This is a genomic window from Planotetraspora thailandica, from assembly GCF_016863335.1.
Classification (GTDB): domain Bacteria; phylum Actinomycetota; class Actinomycetes; order Streptosporangiales; family Streptosporangiaceae; genus Planotetraspora; species Planotetraspora thailandica.
This window is the reverse complement of sequence record NZ_BOOR01000016.1, coordinates 59,358-80,460: the sequence shown is the minus strand read 5'-3', so window position 1 is coordinate 80,460 and position 21,103 is coordinate 59,358. Positions and strand designations below refer to the sequence as shown.

The window sequence follows — 21,103 nt, the reverse complement described above, 5'->3', positions numbered from 1 at the left end:
CCGCTCACCGCTTTCCCAGCACGTGATCGGCGAGGAGGCCGCCGGTCTTGGACACTTTGGCGGCGGCCGCCAGCTCGCCGAACCTGATGCCGGCCACGTCGCGCGTGTAGACGTCCGGCAGGAAGAGCGCCGGCAGGAACGTGGTGAAGGGGGCGAGCTCCTTCGCTCCGACCGTTCTCAGGTGCGCGAGGTCGACGGCTTCCTGTACGCAGCCGAGAAGCGTGTCGAAGTCCCAGCGGTCCGGAGACCGCGCGGGGTGCACCGCGAGCAACATCGCCTGCGGGGCGCGCGCTCCCGGTGCGTCGTAGTGGAAGGTGACCGCGGTGGTCTCCTCGCGCGCGGGGACGGACTCAGTCCACGAGTCGGCCACCAGGCCGGCCCCGCCCGTCACCGGGTCCAGCCCCTCGGGCGCGTGCAGGACGAGGCCGACGGCGCCCGGCGGAGGCGGTCCGGCCGCGCCGAAGGGCAGGGCGATCCAGGGGGTGTCGGGCGCGTACGGCGTCTGCACCACCGTCAGGTTCGCGCCGACGTCCGCCCCGTCCGCCTCGGCGTGCACCAGCAGCGCCGCCAACGGATCCAGCTGGGGGCGTACGAGCGCGCTTCGGTGCAGCCAGGACACGACGGCGGTCGGATCCTGGGCGAGGAGGCCGTCGCGACCCGCCAACGCGGCCGCCATCGGGACCGGATCGGTGGGCCGCAGCACGGGCAGGAAAGGTTGTGCGTTTCCCAGCAGGACCCTGACGACGCCGCGGGCCTGGACCAGCCGGGGGTCTTCGGCGAGCCCCGGGGAGGGCAGGTCGCCTGGCTCGACGGCCGGCGGGTCCGGGAGCGGCACCCCTCGCGCCGCGTTCAGCCGGGTCCGAACCCGTGCCACGACGGAGGCGGTGTGCGTCTCGAGCGGGTCCTCCGCGGGCAACGCGTCGGGACCTTCGACCTCGACGAGCCCGAGCAGCGCCCCGAACAGCTGTGACTCGGTGTCCGCGTCGGGTGCGGCGAGGTGGGCACCGAGGGCCCTGTCGGCTTCTGTCACGGCCGTTTCGACCGCGCTCAGCACTGCCTCAGCCCGTGCGACGGCCTCGGCGACGTCCACAGTGGCCGCGGGCCCGGCGACACCGGCGCCCACGTCCGCCGAGGAGGCGAGGTGATCGGCGGCCAAGGGAGCGCCACCCATCACCTCGGCGGCCCAGGCCGCCAGATCGAACAGGGGGGCCAGCCCCTCGGACCCCAATTCGAGCCGGTCCTCCGCCGAGACCCCTGCGGCCTGAACAGCGGGGCTGCCGGACACATGCAGCGCGAGTCTGGATTCGAGCTCGGTGGGACCGCTGCCAAGGCGGCGGGCGGCCAGCACGAGCGACAAAGCCGACAGCCCGAGCGCGTCGACTCCGATCTCGGGAAGCAGGACGATCGTCGGCGGTGTGCCGTCGGCGCCCGGCCGGACCAGCCGCGCGCCGACGGTCCAGCGTGACGGGTCGCCCAGGACCCCGCCGAGCCAGCGGTCGAGGCGTGGCTCGGCGATGCTGCGCAGATCCCTCGCCCAGCCGTGTGCCGGGCTCGTGCCCTCGCGTGGCAGCCATAACCCGACCCGATGGGTGAGGACGGCACCGCCCCGTGGGGTGCGCACGAACTCCGGGTCGGGGGGCGGGTCCTGCCGGTCGTGCGCGGCCAGGGCGGCCCCTGAGCGTTCGAGGTTCCCCGTGGTGGCCTGGTGCACCGCTTCGGAGACCAGCACGTCGGCCACCGCGTCGGACAGGGCGGCGACCTCGTCCAGCACCGCGGCCACTCCGGCCCGTGCGGCGCCGGTCGGGATTCCGGCGGCGGCCAGCAGCCCGGTTCCGTCGGTCCGCCACCGTTCGAGCAGCGCGACGCCGTCGACGACGTCGCGTGCCGCGACGACCTCGACGGGTTCGACGTGCTCCGGGTCATCCGGCCGCTCGCTGCGCAGCGGGCACTGCTGCCGGAGCGGCAGGATCCACTGCGCCAGCGAGAGGTCCCGTTCCTGCAGGCCCCGCTCGATGCGGTAGCCCAGCAGGGCGGCCAGCCGCTGCCCGCTGCCGACCCCCTCCAGGATGCGCAGGGCCTGCCGTACCCGGCGCGACGTCAGGTCCAGGTCGAACATCCGTCCCTCGTCGTCCCGGTGCGTCTGCCGGGCACTGCGAAGCACCGCGACGGACGCGGCCTGCGCGAGTGACGGCGCGTGCACGAAACCCAGGCTTTCCGCGCCTGGCCCGCGGTCCGGCCGCAGGTCCTCGACGACGCCCCAGCCGCCCACGTGCACCCCCGAGCTCGCGGCCGTGCGGTGCTCGGCGAGGCGGGCCGTGGCGAGGGAGGTGATCCACGCGTCGAGGCGGGTGGCGTACAGGTCGAGCACGCCGCGGAAGGCCCACTCAAGCTGATCGGCGGGCGCCTGCTCGAGCGTGCCGAGAGCCGTGCCCATCCGCTGCAACTGCTGCAGCGGGTCGTCGGGGACGTCGAGCACGCCGGGCCGCGCAAGGCGCTCACGATAGAGCGCGGCCACGTGCTGTGCGACGGTCCGATCTCCGGTGAGCGCCGGGATCACGGTCTGCCCGAACTCTCGAGGTGTGCTCGGCACGGCCACGGTCACCCCCGCGGCGGCCGGTGCGACCGGTGAAGACTCCACCCGCAGCGTGTACGGAACCCGGTCCGCAGGCCGGTTCAGGTACGCGACGAACTGCTCCGACAGCTGCAGCGACGCCGCCTGCGCGGCCACGACCCGCTTGCCCGCCTTGCGGTTCTCGTTCACCGCGGCACAGGCCACGAAGGCCTCCAGCAGCGCCACGGAGTCCTTCCTCGCGTCCAGGATGTCCACGCCGTCGGGCTCGGTGAGCAGGCTGTGCACCTCGGCGAGGTAGGCAGTGCTCTGCCGTTTCGGGTCGGTCGGAATGGGGTCCGGCTTCAGCACGAGCGGCACGTCCAGCGGGTGGTCGCGGTCGTCGTGGGTCAGCTCCGAGAGCAGGGTCAGCTGGTAGCACCCCAGTCGGCTCAGCAGCGTCGCGGTGACGTCGCGCTGGAATGCGGCCATCATGTCCCAGTTGACGCTGACGGCACGCCGCTCGACGGGTCCGACGAGGTTGCGGAAGGTCAGCGACCAGGCGACGGGTGTGCGCTGAAGCAGCGCGAGCAGCACGTCGTCGACGTCCTCACGGCGGTTCACCTGCGCGAGCCTGGGCACCGAGGCCACAAGCGGTTCGACCAGCTCGCGCAGTGCCGAGGTCACCCGCTGCACGTCGGCTTGGGCCCGGCGTCGCGCGTCCGGCTCGAACCGGCCGCGCGGGGTGACCGGCAGCAGGCCGTACGGCTGTGCCCCGATGCGCATCGTCGGTATCGGCCCCGACGCGCGTAGATGGCTCGCGACATGCTGCCTCAGCGAGGCCTCGATCTTCGGGTCGTCCGCGACCGGGTCGAGCATCTCGGTGAGGTAGTAACCACCTGCGGCCGACCAGGTCGCGTCGAGGAGCGCACCCTGCCAGGCCTGCTCGCGCAGGTCCGCGCCGGCCACGCCGGACAGGGTCGCCGCCGGGATGCCGAGCGCCGCCGCGGTCACGGGTCCCGCGGCGCCGTCCACCGTGGCGGGCGCGGCGTGCGGCGCCAGCACCTGCCGGGCTACCGAGATGTCCGTCGAGAAACCGCTGCGCGTCGTGCCGGTCGAGTTGGTGGGCACGCCCTGCGGCACGAAGGCCAACCGGCCCTCGTTCGCGTGCGCGGCGAGATGCGCGTCGACCGCCGCGGCGGCCTGGGCAGGGTCCAGGGTCCAGTCCACGCCGACCACGACGAGCCGGTCGACGCCCTGGGCGAGTGAGGCCCCGGCGACCAGGTCGGCCTGGCGGATGGTCACCAGCATCCCGAGCCGCTCGGCCTCCCCGGCGTCGTGCAGCCACAGCAGGTCGGGATCGTCGGGCAGCCCACCGGGCTCCGCGGGTGCGCCCGGGTCCGGTGTCGGCCCGGCGGCGAGGGCGTCGGGGACGGCAGCGCTCCACCGGCGGAAGATCTCCTGGTGCCGCCCCTCTCCGGCGTCGCGGAATCCCAGCACGCACCAGCGGTCCGGGAGCAGCGCGGCCCGTGCGGCGGTACTCCATTCACCGGACCGCAGGGGCAGGTCACCCCAGCGCGGCTCCGCCTCGCCCGACCCCACGTTGACCGGAGGGTGGGCACGCACCAGGAATGCGGCGCGCCCGGGGCGGAACCGTGCGGTCAGCGCCTGCCAGGCTTCTTCCGCCAGGGCCCGGCCGCGGTCTCCGGCGGCGTCGAGGTCGGGCCAGCGGTGTGTCCAGTACCAGGTGAGCCCGTCGCGCTCGTCGGTGGTGATCGCCGGGTCGTGCGCGGTCACGTGCGTCTGGTCGGGGAAGATCCGCACCTTCAACGTCTGACCGCCGTCGAAGAAACGGGTCTCGACGCGTACGGGGAGCAGCAGCACCGGATGCCGGCCGGACAGCGAGGTGACCGCGTTTTCGGGAGAGACCGCGGTCAGCAGCGCGTCCGACAACCCGCGAACCGCCGTCGTGGACGCGCGCACCTCTTTCACAAGCGTGTCGAGATGCCGCCTCAGCTGGTCTGCCCGGGCCTCCGCGTCCGCGGCGACGGCCGCATCGCCCCGCGCGCGGGCGGCGGCCCCAAGGGCGGCCGCCTCGGACAGGGACCGCCGGGTCAGCCGCAACTGATCCTCCAGCGCGCCGATCCGCGCGCGCGCCGCGGCGACGCCGCTGAGATCGAGGTCGGACATCAGGCCTCCGGGTCACTGCTGCACGGGCAGCGGGTCGACAAGGTGTTTCGCGTGCACGTACAGGGCGAACGGCCTCTGGAACAACGTCGCCGCCACGTCTCCCGCCCCTGCGGTCCCCGGGTCCAGGCCGAGGGGGCCGAACGTCTCGGTTCCGAGGTGCCCGCCCTCGGGCACATCGGTGTCGGTCCAGGCGAGGGCGTTCGCCGTGGATACGCCGCCCCCCGACGATGCCCCTTTGGTCTCGTCGAGGCCGAAACGCGGCTCCGTGACCGGCTCCATGAGCGCGAAGAACCAGCCCCGGCCTTGCTGGAGGTCGCTGTCGACCAGCGGGAACCCGAAGAACGACACGTCGGGGTCGAACCGGCCGGCGAACACCGGCTTCACCACCTTGTCGTGGTCCGGCTTGCGCTCTGCCGCGGCCGGCATCGCCACGACGATGGTGTTCGGGTACCGGCGGAGCAGGTCGCCGCGCACCAGCAGCACGAGGTTGCCCTTGGGGTCGGTGGTCTGCTCGGCCAGGCGGCCCAGCCGCCAGCCGTGGATGGGCGGGATGTCGTCCTTCCCGTCCAGCCGCCGCCAGAAGTGGCGGAACGGTGTTCCCCTGCTGTCGGTGGGGAACCCCCGCCACAGCAGCTCGCGGTTGGTCTCGTGGTTCAGGCCCGCCATGAAGGCCGCGATGAAGCGCGGGTTGGTCTCCAGCAGCGTGACCGAGTCGGACGGGACGGTGTCGACCCCGGGGCAGAAGCGGGTGCTGTCGTAGGAGGACAGGTAGTCCGACGCGGCGACCGGAAACGTCGGGTAGGCCATGATCCGGTCCAGGGCGTGCGTCGCCCACCAGCCGTCCACGGTGAACTCCTCGCCGATCCCGCGCAGGGCCCCGATGGCGCGACCGGCGAATGCCACAAGGGCGTCACGGCGGAGCGGCTGCGCCACCGAGGGATCCACGTGCGTCCGTATGGCCGTGGCCGCGGCGGCGAGGTCGTACGGCACGAGCGTGGCCACCGGGGTGGGGGTCGCGATGACGGTCACGTTCCGTTGCAGCGTCAGCGCGGCCTCGAAGCGGGAGATCACCTGGGCGTCGCGGATCAACGGGGGCACGACGATCGTCGGACGGTCGCCGGGAACGGTCGGGCGCACCGGCCCGACGACGACCGGGTCGGGCACGACACGGGGCCCGACGGTCACCGGTCCGCGCAGCACCGGTGACAACCCGCCGCGACGCAGGGGCAGCGCGTCCCCGGGTCGCACGTTTCCGGGCCGCACGTTTTCAGGCAGCACTGCCACGGTGCCGCCGGCGCGCACCACCGGCAGGGTGGTCCGGTCCACCGGCACGCCGGAGCGGCCCCCGCGGAACACGCCCACCGGAAGGCGTGACAGCACCCCGCCGAGGTCGGCACCGGACAGGTTGGAGTCCAGCACCGCGACGGGGATGTTCGCCTGACCGGCCCCGGTTCGCACCACAAGGGTGTTGCCCGCGTCCAGGTCGAGCACCCCGACCGCGACGGGGGGCGCAGTGACGTCCAATGCGGCGGCTCCGGCCGGGAAGGCGGGGCCTTCCACGAGCAGGCCCACACCTCCACCCCCCGCCCGAGTGGCCGCCAGCGCGAGGGCCGACTGGGCGACCATCGCATCGAGCATCGAGGCGGCGGCCACGGTCGCGACCGCGGGCACATCCGGCCGGGCGCCCGAGGCGATCGCGCCGGCCAGCGTGCCCGCCGCCTGCGAGGCGAGAAGACGCGCCGCCTCCACATGCGCCTGGCCGATCAGCCCGACGGTCCGGACCTCGTCGCGTATCACCAGTCGCTTCGACTCCTCGACCGGCCCAGCGGACAGCAGGCGTGCGGAAGCCGCCAGGCGCGTGAGGACTTCGGGCGCCACCTGGACCGGCAGGCCGATCGCGGACAGGTCGCCACCGGTCAGCGCGTCCGGCCGCACGCCGGACAGCACCGGCCGGGGAAACCTGGTGGCGTCCAGGTCCTTGCGGCCTTTGGCGAGCGCGCTGACGAGTCCGGGCCGAACGGCCCCGATCGGCACGCCGAGGCGCCGGGCCGAGCGGGCCACCGCCCGTCCGGCGGGGCCGAGCGCCCGGCGGAATCCGGCGTCGACCACGGCGTCCGGCAGCGAGGTGCGCGCGATCGTCGCGGTGAGGCTGCGCCCCGCGAAAGGCGTGCGGGGTGCCATCGGGCCCGCGAGGGGCAGCAGAGCCTCGTCGGGCATCGGCGCGACGTGCCGGCGGAAGAAGGAGCCGGAGACGAGCGCGCCGAGCGCGGCACGTTGCAGCGCCGCCTCGGCGGCCGTCACATCCCCGACCTGGCGCCAGGCCGCGTTCGCGATGTCCTCCTGGTTCACCCGCACGCACTCGGTGCCGAGACCTGCCGCGACGCGGGCTCGCGGGTCGAGGTTCAGCTCCCGGAACCACTCGGCGTCCTCGGGGTCCTCGCCGTCCAGCACCCGCCAGCGGCGCACGTGCGAGGAGGCGTAGACGGGCGGGCCGACCGGCTGCCGGGACGCGTCCGCCAGGGTCTGGCCGTCGAGCACACCGTCGGCCGCGTCCGCGAGGGTCCGGGTCACCTCCTTGAGCCCGGCCCGCAGCGCGACGGGCACGTCGGAGAGGCGCCCGTCCGACTGTGCGGGAGCGCGCAGGGCGCCGTCCATGTCGAGATGGCGGTTCTGGTCCGTGGGCACCTGGATCGGCGGGGCTCCCTCTCCGACGTGCATCGGCACGAGCCCTACGGTCGTGGCGGCCTTGTGCGGCTTCAGCCGCTGCGCGAGCGACTCGAAGTCACCCTCAGGCCCGGTCTGGAATTCCCAGTGGAAGTAGACCGGCAACGTCACCGTGTCCTGCCCGGGCTCCCATGCGGGACCGACCTTCGCGTCCGGGGCGGGCGTGCCGCCCAGCCCGCGTACCCGGCCCACATCGAAGGCCGGGACGAGTGCGGCGATCCAGCGACGCCGCGGGGCGAGCCGCCGTGGGCACACCAGCCGGCCCACGTTGCGGTCGGGATCCGCGGCCAGGGCGATGGCCACGTCCTGCGCCGACGGCGTCGCCGTGGAGGGCTCGACCAGCTGGACGTGCGCCCAGGCCCATGAGTCGGTCAGGTCGGGCAGTTCGTCGGCGGCACCGGACTCGATGCGCAGCTGCGGAAGGGGCGCGCCCGCCGGCACCGTGAGGGAGACGCCGGGCTTGTCCTCGACGACGACGAGCACGACCCACGGCGGCAGGTGACCGCTGCCCGGGACGCCGCGCGGGGTGAACAACCATGGCAGCTCCGGCGCATCGAGGTCGACCGCGGCGAGGTAGTTGGGCTCCGCGTCGGTGGTGTACGGGCGTGGATAGGTGCGCACCACCTGGTTGGGGTCGATGCCGACCACGTCGCCGGGCCCGTGGAGGCGTACGGACGTCGGGACCTCGCCCGCCCCCGCCACCACGACCTTCACCGCGAGCTCGGGCCGCTGGTCAGGGGCGCCGTCGTTGGGCAGAGCCGCGACGAGCCCACGGCGGGTCCAGGGCAGGAAGCGGTAGACGGTGGCCGCCATGTCAGACTCCTGCCAGCTCGAACGCCTCGATCACGACCGAGCCCGGCCCGGCCGCCTGGTGTGCGATCGCGTCGGACCCGGCGGCCGCTGCGAGCAGCGGCGTGGCGGGCGACAGCGACAGGGAATCCACGACGGCCAGCGCCGGATCCTTGCGTACGGTCGCCCCTCCGGGACCTCCTGATGCGATCGCGTCGCCCATCGCCCGTACGGACCTCGCGGCGGCGCCGAGGGCGACGTGCGCGTCGAGAAGCGTGTCGGGGAGCGCCCGCGCATCCATGGCGGTGAGCGTCCAGGGGAACCGGGCGATGCGGGGCTGCGGCTCGAGGATCTTCTCCTCGTAGGTCGCCTCGACCGCGGCGCCGATGTCGTCGACCCGGTAAGCGTCCGTGCCGACGCTGACCCCACAGGGGAACCGCTCGAAGGATTTGCCGCCGATGCGCTCCTGCTCGCCGACCTCCATGAATTGGGCGCGCGCGAAGTGGTCCAGCACCGGCGTGGTGGTGGCCTTGACCGATTTCTCGCCGACGAGAACGTCGGAGACCGAGTAACGCACCGATCCCTCGGTGAGCCGCTTGGTGCCGAGCCGGTCGACAGTGACCTCGAAGGGGAACGCCTTCTGCCTGATCGTGAGCCGCCCCAACGGGTGCGCGAAGGGCACGGGCCCGGACTCGACCGAGGCCAGGGTCACCAGCCCGGCGCCTCCGGCGGGCGCCTCCGGCAACATCCGCTGGGGGTCGGACAGCTCGGAGCGGATCGCCTGGGTCGCGCTCGTGGTCTGCTCCTCGATGGCGGGCGCGCTGCCCCACTTCTCGTCGAAACCGACCTCGACGTCCCACCACAGGATGGAGAAGGAGAAGTGGCCGACCGCGTGCCACTCACCGGGGCCCTCGAGTTGCATGGTGACCGTGACCGCACACAGCGATGAGCCGAACGCTTTGAGGGAGACCGCGAAGTCGATCCCGACGATGAAACGGAACTTCGGCTTGAGGTAGATGAGGGCGTCGAAGCCGAGGTGGCCCTCGATGCTTGCCGGACCGAGCTTGGCGGAGACCGCGATCTTGAACCCTGCCTGGACCGAGTTGCTGGTGATCGCGAAGTAGGTCTCGCAACGGAATCGCATCGGGCCGAAGCCGAAGGAGACCGCCATTCGCTCCAGGACGGCGGGCACGCCCGCGGGGACGTCCTTGAAAGCGGGGTGGAACCCGCCCGCGGACAGCACGAACGACGGATCGTCCCCGAAACGCATCGCGAGCAGCAGCTCGCCGGAGAGGTTCAGCGTCGCGAACCCCTCGATCCCGACGAACGAGTCGCGCAGGCGCGCCCGGATCATCAGGAACTTCTCCTGCGCGTCGTAGAACCCCACGACGTCGACGAGGAGCTTGAGGACCGCGGGGGAGCCGGTGGCCTTGGGCGGCAGCTGGGCGAGCAGCTGGCCGATGAGCACCACCTTGGTCAGCGTGAGCGGCTTGTCACCGCCGAGGGCGTTGCGCACCTCGAAAAGCAGGCCGAGGCGCACGTACACGATCGGGGGCTGGCTGAAGGCCAGCTCCAGCATGGGCCCGAGCACCAGCGAGTCGGACTCGAAGGGAAACAGCTGCCGGTAGCGGTTGATGATTCGCGGCGCGTCGCCGACGGGGTTGGCCGGGAACAGGATGTCGTCCAGGACTCCGGTCTTCATTCCGTCGGTCAGCGCCTGGACATCTACCCGGTGGTGCAGGCCGATGAGCCCGCCGACGCCGGTGAGGAAGATGCCGAAGGCGACGTGGACGGAGAACTGCCCGTAGATGAGCAGCAGCAGAGACCAACCGTCGGTGCCGTCGGGCCGTTTCGTCGTGATGAGACAGATCGCCTTGATGCTGAAGCTGCCGGCGAGGGTCAGCTCGAGGGCGCCCGCGTACTCTCCCCGTTCGGGGTCGATGAACAGGTAACCGCCGCCCTTGACCACGCCGGCGTCGAGCCGCAGGCCGATTCCCTTGGGGGGAAGGAACTTCACGACGTCACCGATGTCGGCGCCGTCGGACAGGGAGGTGAGGTCGCCGGAGAGGCCGAGCTTGTCGACGGTGGCCGTGAAGGGGCCCAGCTTGAGAGAGAATCCGCCGCGCAGCTCCAGCAGCACCCGGGTGTCGAGCATGACTTCGAGCTCGACGTACTGCACCGTGAAGACGCCGAAGAGGGAGGCCGCGACCGGCAGGTTGACCTTGAGGCCGGTGCCGCCCTCGAAACGTACCCCGTCCTTGGTGTCGGCGATCAGCCCGAGGTCGAAGGGCACCTCGACGGACCCGCCCAGGCTGCTCAGGAAGCCGTCGCCCTGGCCGAGCGAGATGACGAGCTTGCCTCGGCGTACGGCCAGGCGGAAGGCCGCGAAATCCGCGCCGACCTCGATGCCCCACGCCAGGGCGCCGATCTCCAGCCTGCTGGCGTCGCTCGTGCCGACGACGAGCGCCGGCTTGCCCGCGGCGCCTTCGGCCGGTTCGGTCCGCAGGGCGAACGAGGGCGTGGCGGCGCTGAGCGCACGCGGCGCGCCGGCCCCGAGGTAGACGGCGAACGCCCCGTTGGCGCCGGCGCTGAAGGTGTACGTCGTGTCGCCGGTGGAGTGGCTCACCTGCAGGGCGGCGCCGAGCGACATGAGGATGCCCGGTCCGCCGTGCGCGGCGGGGACGCCGATGAGCGTGAGCATGGGCGAGACCGGCATGACGGGGATGTGGAACCTGACGGTCAGGGCACGGGCGGCGACACGTGCCGAGGCCGGGTCGTCGTCCGGCTCGGGGTCCCATCCGTATGCCGCGTCGACCGTGCCGCCGACGGCGCCGACGAACGTGTCGAGGGCCACCATGGTGGTGCCGACGAGGAAGGAGATCCGGTCGACGACGTCCTCGGCGTCCCCGCGCGCCTCGCCCTTGAGCAGGCGCCCGATCGGGGCGAGGTCCAGCGCTCCCAGGGCCTCGTCGTCCTCGGTGAAGATCCCGGCGAGCGTCAGCAGGCCGTACGCGGCGGGGTTGCGCGCCTTGAAGGAGTCGGCGATCCAGACCTTGAAGAGCAGCCACAGCACGTCTCTGCCGTCGACGCCCTGCGTCTTGACGGCGTCCGCGAAGGTCATTCCGGTGTCGACAAGGGCTTTGACCTCGGCCACCACGGCCATGAGCGAGGCCTCGTCGACGTCCTGCTTGGCGACGAACTCGTCGATCTTGGCCTTGGTGGCCGGGTCGACCGCCCGCACCGGAGCCGGACCGGAGGCGTCGAGACCGAGGTCGGCGCGGATCTGTGCCGACAGGGCGGGGTCGCTGAAGGTCGCCTCGACCCACTCGACGACGTCCTCGACCCACGAGGAGACCTTCTGGAACAGATTCGGCTTCTTCTTGTCCGCCACGGCGCGCTCAGCCTCCCGTGACCAAGGTGGGCGGGGCGGCGGCGGCCGACCTCGCCAGGTCGACGACGTGCCTGGTGAACGCGGTGCCGGTGGTGCCGTCACCGACGGGGGACATCACCGAGTGCGTCGCCACGTACTCTCCCGGTCCCGAGGGCGACGGCGTGAACGAGACGATCCCGATGTTGCTGCGGAAGATCATGAGCCGGATCGGGTCCTTTCCGTCGTCGAGCAGTTGCTGGTGGGCGGCGGCGATCTGCGCGTAGGTGAGGACGGGGTCGGCCGCGTTCCACGCCGGCAGCCTCGGGGGCGCGGGGGCACCCACGCCGAGGGCCTCCCTCGGCCGCTCGTCGCGCAGCACGGAGACGCGGTAGCGCACGTCGGGCGGCTTGTCGCCCGCGAGCGTGGTGCCCTGCGGCCAGCCGCGGGCGGGCACGAACGTGGGCTTTCGCAGAAGGCGCCCACGCCGCCCGGGTGGGATGTGCGCGCCTCCGGGAAGCACCACGCCGTGCTGGCCGTCCCATCCGAGCCGCTCGACGGCGTCGCCCTGCAGCAGTCGCTGGGCGCTGCGCTGGCCGCGCAACACCGCGCGCATTCCGGGTGACGGTTCGTTCCTGGCCGCGCTGCTGGTGCATTGCAGAATCCGGCTGTCGGCGGCGTCGTCGCCCTTGGTCCACAAATCGCAGACGAGGCTCGAGGCGAAGTGCACGTCACCGCCGAGCAGAACCACCCGCGGGTAGCTGCCGAGGCGGCGCAGGAAGGCGTGGAAAGAGGCCTCGTCGGCACTCCAGCCCTCGACGTCCCACTGTTCGCTGCCGACGATGGCCGGACGCGGATGCGCCGGGTCGAACGCCTCGGTACGCACCAGGTGGGTCTTCAGGTCGAACACCGCGGCGGCGGCCGGTTGTACGAGCGCGTCGAAGATGCGCGGGAAGAGCACCGGTGCCGCCGACACCACGACGAGCAACTCGCGCCCGTCGGTCAGGGGCCCGGCCGGCAGCATCGCATCCAGCGACGATCCGACGAGCTTCGGCGGGCTTTCTCGGGTCGCGGAGTCGTACGCCCGTCGCGTTCGCGTGTCGAGCACCGCGACCCGGTGGCGAGGTCCGTCGACGGTGTAGTGGAAGCGGACCTGGGGACCGTCGGCGGGGCTGGACAGCCCGAGCAGTTCGTCGACGTCGTTCTCGTGCGGGACGGTCGGCGCCGCGCGGTCGCCGAGCAGCGTGGCGATCTTCTCCTGCACCTTCTGCTCGGGGGTGGGCGGCGGGCCGCCGGCCAGGGCCGCCTGCAGCTGCCACTTGGCCGGGTCGTTGCCCGGAGCCTGGAAGACCGCATACGCCATGAGCCCGTTGCGGATCACGGATCTGCCGAGTGGCGAGGTGAGCACCCGCGTACGCCAGGGGGCGCTGAGGTACCAGTCGTCGGTGACCTCGTGATCGTCGAAGATCATGTAGGTCGAGCAGTTCGCGAGCGCGCGCGCGACCTTGGGCACGCTGAGGGCGAAGGCCTCGACCCGCTTCCGGTCCGCACCTGTGCCGCTCCCCTCCGCCTCGGCCTTGACGTCCGCGGCCTCCCACTTCGCCCGGCCGTCGAAGGCGGTCTCGAAGTCGGTGAGGTGGCGGTCCGCGCGCTGCTGGTCGGGCACCTCGGCGAAGACCGCGCTGCGCGCGGGCAACGGGCGCCACACGCGTGGGCTCCAGCACGCGAGATACATGGCCGCGAACTCCCCGAAGCCGATCAGGTGGCTGGCGCCGTCGGTGGTGGAGAACTTCGCGACCTCGGCGCACAGCCGCCCACGCCGCAGTGGCGGCAGATCCTTGAGGGCCACGCGCGTTTCCCCGGTGCCCGCGGCCCCGCCGGCCATCACGACGGTCTCCTCGTAGCCGAGCAGTTCGGAGGCGAGCGTCTGCAACATGCCGAGCAGCGGTGCGGCCACGTCGTCGGCATAGATCTGGTCACCGGTGAGGAAGAGCTGCTGAGGCCGCTTGTCGACGTCGGTGCGGTTGTCGGCGATGAGGTCGTCGAGCCAGGACATGGCATCCGGCCCCAGGCCGTGCGGTTTGCGGCAGGAGGTGTGGGCCAGGCGCAGTCCGTCGACGGTGCCGGAGGGGGTGACGAAGGTCGGCAGGTGATCGGGGAGGTAGCCGAGGGCGAGCCTCGCGGGGGCGGCGGCGTCGATGCCGCTCTCGGCGCCCGAGGCGTCGGCGAGCAGACCGAGATTCTTCAGCCCCTGCCCGTCGACGACGACGTCGTACGAGAAGACGGCTCCCGGTGACAGGCCGCCGGCGCCCTGGGTCTCGGCGGTGACCGTGGCGGTGAAGAGGTGGTCGCCCCAAGCCCGGGTAGGAGTGGCGATGCTTCGCGCCACGACGGGGTCGCCGGACTGGACCGTTCCAGAACCGGCGCTGGTCTGGTCACCGGCCCAGGCGAGCGCCTCGATACTCGCGGGCCGGGAGAGCGCGATCCAGAACGTCGCGGAAGACGCGTCGACCCGTCTGACGACAGGCCCCGCAAGCACCAGTGGCAGCGTCACGAAACATTCCCCTCGCCGAGGCCCCTCGTCGGCTTGAACCCACACCGGACGCTACATGGAAGTGATGCCGGGGAATAGGGGGTGATCTCCCGAAATTGATCGCCGGCTTCCGTGGCCGCTTTTGGCCGAAGCGAGAGACCGGAAATGACGATGAAGCTGATCCGAAAAAGCGAAATTTCCGGAAGGCTTCTCTCGCGCGGCGATCAAGGGATGTGGTCTTCGAGGGCGAACGGCATGGTGGAGGGTGGTGCGGGTGCGGGCGCAGCGGCAGAGATCGTGATTTCTATGACAGCGCACAAGATCCAGATGATCGTGCACCAAATTCCGCATAACACCGCGCGACTTTCACGTAGCGGCGCAGAACGATGGCCTCGGGCGAGAAAGTCGGCGTACGTAACCGAAGGCGGCATTCGCACCCTTTACAGCGAACGCCTGGATATCCCGGTCTTCGGCTGTTCGTCACCCGGTGATCGGCGGTAAGGGGCATCACCTGTCCGATGCAGGGCACATGGAAGGCGCCGCTCGCGCACGTCCGCGGATGCGCTCCTCGCGCCGCCGGCAAGGGTCTCCTGGGGTGGACGACCCTCTGCTTGAGGCGGACGATGGGAGAGGGGGACGGGGGCACGTCATGATCAGCATAGATGTTCCGATCTGGGCCGCTCGGCTGCGTGTGCTGCGTGAGAGCCGCCTGTGGAGCCGCCACGGACTGGGATGTCGGCTTCGCGAGGCGGCGGACGAGGAGGAGCGCGACCGACTGCCGTCAGCCGACACGCTCGCGGAGATCGTCCGCGAGTGGGAGTGCGGTGAGCGGCGCCCGAGCGAGGCCGAGACGGACCTGTTGTGTCGGGCCTTCGGCCTGCCCGAGCGCGGCCTGTTCGTGGGCGAGCAGTCCGGCACGACTCTCTGGCACCACATCACCGGGATCCCGCTCGTGCCGGGCCTAGTCTCCGAGGACGAGGAGGAGCGGGCCGGACGGGCGATCGAGCAGCCCGGCCGCGCGGACGAGGGGACGGTCCGCTACTTCGAGGCGCTCGTCGACGCCTTCTCCCGGATCGACCGGGTGCCGTCCAGCCTGGTCGCCGCCCTGCGCCCGGTCTTCGCCGCGATCGAGGAATTCCGCAGGGAGGCCCGGCCCGCCGTACGGCGGTCGCTCCTAGCGCTCGCGTCGCGGGACGCGGAGCTGATCAGCCGCCTGGAGCACGAGGCAGGGCACGCGCGTGGCGCGCGGACGTGGTCCGACCGCGCCATCGGCGAGGCACGGGAGTGCGCCGACACGTTGCTGGAGACCTACGCCCTCGTGCAGCGGGCGGGGCTCGTCGACGCGACGGGCCCTCGAGAGGCGGTCGAGGCCGCCGTGTCCGCCAGGGAACGCGGCCGCATAACGGCTTGGATGACGGCGGTGTCGCGGCGGTACGAGGCACAGGGCCACGCCATCGCCGGCGAGCAGGACCTGTGCCACCGGTGCCTGGAGGAATCGGCGTCGCCGCCGGAGCAGCGAGAACAGGGAGAGGACGTGCGATATCGCCTGGACGTCCCCGCCGAGCCGGAGGCCGTGCTGTGCGCCGGCTGCCTGGTCGACCTGGGCCGTCCCGCCGGGGCCGTCGAGATTCTCGAACGGGAGGCCGCCGCGTTCGAGGCCGGCGGTCGCGAGGGTGTCCGCGAACACGTCGAGGCGGGCCCGGCCGGTGAACGAATCTCTTACGGCCCCGGCTACGCCGCCGCGTTCGCGGCCGCCCGCATGGCCCACGCGTACGCGGAGGCGCACGAGCGGGAACGGGCGGCGGCGCTGGCGCGAGAGGCGCTGGTGCTGGCGCGCCGTACCGGAGCCGCGCGAGCCCTGAGGGAGCTCGCCCTTCTCCGGCTGCCCCCCGATCCCTCGGCCCGGCGGCGCATCCTGCTGTGAACCGCGGCAGCGGCGGCATGTCAGGTCAAGGATGAGGTGCTGTCCAGCGACAACCGATCATCTATCCGAGTGGAAGATCGAGCCCTAGGCTGTCACTGTGGCAGCCGCAGGTATCTTCGTCGCCCTCCTCGTCCCGCTGTCTGTACTCCAACTCGCGCTCGTGTGCGGCGCTCCGTGGGGGAGGCTCGCGTGGGGCGGTCAGCACCGAGTCCTTCCCGTTCGGCTCCGGGTTGGGAGCGCTGTCTCGCTCGTGCTGTATGTCGCGTTCGCGTTTGTGATCCTGAATCGGGTCGGCCGGATTGATGTGCTGGCAGAGTCCGTCGCGGTTGTCGGTAGCTGGGCAGTGTGCGGGTTGATGACTCTCAGTGTCTTCGTCAACGCGCTGTCCCGCAGTAGGCCGGAGCGGTACACCGGGACGCCGGCTGCGCTGGCGCTCGCGGTGACCAGCCTCTTTGTCTCGCTTGGTAGTGGCGGGGAAGCATAGCGTCCGCCCGGCAGGGTAGGCGGCCAGAATCCGGATGATCACCAACAGTGTCCACGTCGGAGGGCGGGGGCCGTCGCGATCTGTCAGCTGGGATCGTCGGCGTCGTGCCAAGCCCGTAGTCGCAGACGCGCTGTCACGTTGTCGGTGAACCAGGCGAAGAAGTCGCTGTCCGGCGGCCTCGCGCGAACCGTTTCGCACCAATGGGCTCACCGTCGCGCGGCAGGGGGGAGTCCGGATCTTGCCGGTGCAGGCGCACCGCGTAGTCGAACAGGCTGATTCGGGGTCCGAGCTGCTCAGGCTCGGTCGGCACACGGAACTCCGATAGCCGTGTAGATCGTTTTCCGTCATGATTTGCGTTGGCCCAGGGGAGGTGTGGAATGCGCCGTTTAGGCCGACGATTTATGGACCTCATCGGGGAGGTTGTCGGTGAGTTGGTTGTCTGGGGGATTTTGGTACTCATCGGAGCGGGCGTCGTCTTCGGGGTATCCGCACTGTTCCGCCTCCCATGGTTGACGAGAGCCGTGACCCGTGACTACGCCGGCAGTAATTCTCTGGAAATCATCGGTCTGGCCACCTTGGCCGGCGTGACGGTCGCCGTTACGTGGCTGGTTCGGAGATTCAAGAAAAGGCCTCCTCAACCGTCTGACTCAGAAGGGCCGGGTCCGGGCCGGCAGGTGTCGATTGTCCTCCAGATCGGAGGGATGAATCACAAAATGTCACCCTCCTTCGATACGGTCGGTTCAGCAGGCGAGAGGAAAGCATCGTCGTGAACGACAGCGGCACGGGTGACATGGCATTTCCGAGCAGGGTGCGTGGTTGCCTGCTGGGCGGGGCGATCGGTGACGCGCTGGGCGCGCCCATCGAGTTCGATTCGATCGCGACCATCCGGCGAATCCACGGCCCGGAGGGGCTGACCGACCTCGTGCACGACTGGCGCGGCAAAACCGGTCTGGTCACCGATGACACCCAGATGACGCTGTTCACCGTCGAGGGGCTGATCCGCGCGAACGTCCGGGCGGCGGCAAAGGGCATCGGCGGCGCCGAGGTGACCGTCGTGCGCAACGCCTACCTGCGCTGGCTCGACACCCAGAACCATTCCACCCCGCCGCCGGAAGACGGACTCGTCCGCACGGGCTGGCTTCGCCGGCAAACGTGGTTGTACTCGCGTCGCGCACCCGGCAACGCCTGCCTGTCCGGGCTGCACTCCGAGTTCGGCGCGCTCGCCGCCCCAGGCAAGCCCGGTCCGGTCAATCCCGGCTCCAAGGGTTGCGGCACCGTCATGCGCTCGGCTCCGTTCGGTTTGGCCGTACGCGATCCGCGCAGGGCCTTCCAGCTCGCGGTCGACTGCGCCCAGATCACCCATGGGCACCCCACCGGTTATCTCGCGGCCGGGGCCTTCGCCGCGCTCGTCTGCCTCGTCGTCCAGGGCCGGCCGTTGCGGCAGGCCGTGCAGGACACGCTCGACCTCCTCGAAGAGCGGCCCGCACACGAGGAGACCACCGCCGCCATGCGGGCTGCGCTCGCCCTCGCCGATACGGAGCAGCGGTCGCCGGAGACGGTGGAGCGCCTCGGCGGTGCATGGGTCGCCGAGGAGGCGCTCGCGATCGGCGTCTACTGTGCCCTCGTCAGCGAGGACGACATCGAGCAGGCGCTGCTGCTCGCCGTCAACCATTCCGGCGACAGCGACTCCACCGGTTCGCTCTGCGGCAACCTCCTCGGAGCCGCGTACGGCGAGGCCGCCCTGCCCCACCGGTGGTTGTCCCGGTTGGAAGGCGCCGACACCGTCACCCGGCTCGCCGACGACTTCGCCGCCCAGCTCACCGGCGAGGACGTCGCGGGGGACAGGTATCCGGGGTGCTGACCTGCGGTCTCCCTCCGGCTCTCACATGATCGACTGATCTCCGTCTTCCCTTTCCGGCCGCCGGCGTCGTTCCGGTCCTGAGCCGTTCACCCTGTCGCCGTCGCCACTTGGGCCGCGGACGCGTCGCTTCGTCATGCCGACAGCATGATCACCGGGCCGGGCTATCGGCCCGCTCCCGTCGCAGGGCCTGCCGTACGGTTGCCCGACCAGGCGAAACCGGCGGGCCATTGACCGTGCAGCGGACATTGGTCCGCAAGAGCGACTAATTGTTTCATTCGAGAGTCTTGACATTATCCAGGCGTGAGCGCAGATTGTGACCTGCGCAACGTCCGTCTGGCGGACGATCGTCCGCAAAGGCGGACCGCGTGCACGGCTCAGGCTCCGGAGGAGAGTTATGACACTGTCGCCAGCAGTTGTTTCCACTTCCGGCGCCGCGGCCGTCTGCACCCGGCCACCAGCCGTTCACCGTTGCGCGCAGCAGGCCACGGCGCGGCCGGCCGAGTCGATCCCCGGCGCTGCGGTGCCGATCGGTCCCGGCGGACCGACCGCCGCTGCCGCGGTCGCCATGTCCGGCGGCCACCGGGCGCACGGACCGGTTCCGCCCGCGGCCCGATTCGACCCCGACCACTGACCAACCCGGCCGGCCGCGGCCGAAACCCGGCGGCGGCCAGCTGAGCAAACCCGGCCGCCCGCACGGGCCGGCCGGTCACCCCCCCGCCCCCCATCCACATCTGAGCCCCTGTGCTCCGGCATGCACCCGTACCGGAATCACGGGATGGCCCACCGAACCCCCACCCGCATTCCGGACGGCCGTCGCCACGGCGCCGTCCGGACCCGGGCGCGGCCCAGATCTCCGGACACGCCACCGTCCGGCCACTGCGCGTCCCCGGTGGCCCTCGTCCCAACCTCGCACCGCGCCCACCGGCGGCAGCCGGCGCACATCCCCCAAGAGGTGAAACCGCACATGAGCAACGACGAACAACGAGGACTTTCCCGCCGCAGCATCCTGCGTGGCGGAGCGGTGGCCGGCGCGGCCGCCGCCATCGGCGCGGCCACCGGCGCCGGTCCGGCACTCGCCCAGGAGCAGCACTATCGCGAGGGCGCTCTCCGCGCCGACCTGGTGCTCTACAACGGGCGCATCCACACGATGGACCGGCGGGACCGGGTGGCCAGCGTGCTGGCGATCCAGGACGGCAAGATCGTGTACGTCGGCAACGACGAGCGGGCCGCCACCCGCGGCTTCGAGGGCAATCCGCGCACCATCAACCTCCGCGGCCGGACCGCCGTTCCCGGCCTGATCGACTGCCACAACCACGTCGTGCTCATGGGCAACCGGCCCGGTCACCACACCCCGCTGGAGAACGCCTACTCCATCGCCGACGTCCAGAACACGCTGCGGGACCGGGCCCGCCACGTCCCCGCGGGCGAATTCATCACCACCATCGGCGGCTTCCACTTCAACCAGTTCACGGAAGTACGGCTGCCCACCCTCGCCGAACTGGACAAGGCGCTGCCGCACCACCCGGTCTACCTGTCCATCGGCTTCACCGGGCCGTCGGTCACCAACAGCCTCGGGAAGAAGTTCTTCGAAGCGGCCGCGATCCCGGTGACAGTGGGCGCGGACGGTTCGATCGCCGGCGGCACCGAGACCGGCAAGGCCACCCTCGCGCTGCGCCAGACGCTCACCTTCGAGCAGCGCAAGCGCGGCGTGCTCGACGCGATGGAGTACGCCGTCAGCCTCGGCGTCACCACGCACCTCGACCAGGGCGCGTTCCAGGCGACCAACACCCCGTCCGACGGCGCTGCCCATGAGGACAACTACACGATGAACCTGCCCTTCCTCTCCGTCTACGACGAGGAGAAAGGCATCATCCGGCTGCGGATCAACTATCTGCACCAGGACACCGACACGAACGTGACGACGCTCAACCAGCGACTGCTCAACGCGTTCAAGTTCTTCGGCAACGACATGGTCCGCACCGGTGCGATCGGCGAGTTCATCGCCGCCAGCTACTCCGGCGGCCCGGTCTTCCTGGAGGCCGCGCGGCGCACCGCCAAGGCCGGCTGGCGTGTCGAGGTGCACTCGCTGACCGGGGGCGACTTCAAGACCCAGATCCAGGCCTTCGAGGCGGTGCACGCCGAGACGAGCATCGCCGACCTGCGCTGGGTGGTCGCCCACGTCCCGCAGATCACCGAGGAGTACGTCAACCGGCTCAAGGCGATCGGCGGCGGGGTCAACCTCACCGGCTGGCAGTACCTCGCCGGCACCGGTGCGGCGGCCGGGCCGCCGTTCCGCATGATCCTCGACAACGGCATTCCGGCCGGAATGAGCTCGGACGGCATGCAGATCGCCCCGATGAACCCGTGGATCCACGCCTACTACGCGGTCACCGGCAAGAACGCCCGCGGCCAGGTGATCAACGCCGGCCAGCAGATCACCCGGCAGGAGCTGCTGCGCCTCTACACCCGCGACAACCAGTGGTTCCTCGGTGGAGAGGACGAGAACCTGCTCGGCAGCCTCGAGGTCGGCCGGCTCGGCGACGTGGTCGTGCTCAACGACGACTACTTCACCGTCCCGGACGAGCGGCTCAAGAGGATCTCGTCGGTTCTGACCGTGGTCGGCGGCGCCGTCGTGCACGACACCGGCGCCGTGCACTGACCGTTCGCTGCCCCCGCACCCCCC

Annotated in this window: 10 protein-coding genes; 6 read left to right on the top strand and 4 right to left on the bottom strand. The window is 71.4% G+C overall.

Annotated features, from left to right (window positions below):
• Window positions 1–4: 4 nt before the first annotated feature.
• Genes Pth03_RS13055 through Pth03_RS13040 form a run of 4 tightly spaced genes read right to left on the bottom strand, consistent with a single transcriptional unit; the run spans window position 5 to window position 14,172 of the window.
• Window positions 5–4,738, bottom strand: a complete 4,734-nt coding sequence (locus Pth03_RS13055) for a hypothetical protein (protein WP_203944487.1) — start codon at window positions 4,736–4,738, stop codon at window positions 5–7.
• A gap of 12 nt (window positions 4,739–4,750) precedes the next feature.
• Window positions 4,751–8,275, bottom strand: a complete 3,525-nt coding sequence (locus Pth03_RS13050; RefSeq protein WP_203944486.1) for a hypothetical protein — start codon at window positions 8,273–8,275, stop codon at window positions 4,751–4,753.
• 1 nt (window position 8,276) lies between these two features.
• Window positions 8,277–11,642 carry a DUF6603 domain-containing protein gene (locus Pth03_RS13045; protein WP_203944485.1) on the bottom strand — a complete coding sequence of 1,122 codons (3,366 nt, stop codon included), beginning with the start codon at window positions 11,640–11,642 and terminating at the stop codon, window positions 8,277–8,279.
• A 7-nt stretch (window positions 11,643–11,649) separates the two neighbouring features.
• A complete protein-coding gene (locus tag Pth03_RS13040) occupies window positions 11,650–14,172 on the bottom strand; it encodes a metallophosphoesterase family protein (RefSeq protein ID WP_203944484.1) in 2,523 nt (840 codons plus the stop codon).
• A 144-nt stretch (window positions 14,173–14,316) separates the two neighbouring features.
• Between Pth03_RS13040 and Pth03_RS13035 the strand changes: the two genes are divergently transcribed.
• The 6 genes from Pth03_RS13035 (at window position 14,317) to Pth03_RS13010 (ending at window position 21,079) form a co-directional block, all read left to right on the top strand.
• Complete coding sequence (locus Pth03_RS13035; RefSeq protein ID WP_203944483.1) at window positions 14,317–14,652, top strand: hypothetical protein; 336 nt, start codon at window positions 14,317–14,319, stop codon at window positions 14,650–14,652.
• Between the two features lie 148 nt (window positions 14,653–14,800).
• Window positions 14,801–16,075 (top strand): hypothetical protein, encoded by a 1,275-nt coding sequence (locus Pth03_RS13030; RefSeq protein WP_203944482.1) that lies wholly within the window; start codon window positions 14,801–14,803, stop codon window positions 16,073–16,075.
• Window positions 16,076–16,172: 97 nt separating this feature from the next.
• Window positions 16,173–16,559 carry a hypothetical protein gene (locus Pth03_RS13025; protein WP_203944481.1) on the top strand — a complete coding sequence of 129 codons (387 nt, stop codon included), beginning with the start codon at window positions 16,173–16,175 and terminating at the stop codon, window positions 16,557–16,559.
• A gap of 766 nt (window positions 16,560–17,325) precedes the next feature.
• Window positions 17,326–18,420: an ADP-ribosylglycohydrolase family protein gene (locus Pth03_RS13020; protein WP_239118996.1), complete on the top strand. Its 1,095-nt coding sequence runs from the start codon at window positions 17,326–17,328 to the stop codon at window positions 18,418–18,420.
• Window positions 18,421–18,814: 394 nt separating this feature from the next.
• Window positions 18,815–19,051 carry a hypothetical protein gene (locus Pth03_RS13015; RefSeq protein ID WP_203944480.1) on the top strand — a complete coding sequence of 79 codons (237 nt, stop codon included), beginning with the start codon at window positions 18,815–18,817 and terminating at the stop codon, window positions 19,049–19,051.
• Window positions 19,052–19,384: 333 nt separating this feature from the next.
• The gene (locus Pth03_RS13010; RefSeq protein ID WP_203944479.1) at window positions 19,385–21,079 is read left to right on the top strand and encodes an amidohydrolase; all 1,695 of its coding nucleotides are present in this window, start codon (window positions 19,385–19,387) and stop codon (window positions 21,077–21,079) included.
• Window positions 21,080–21,103: the final 24 nt, after the last annotated feature.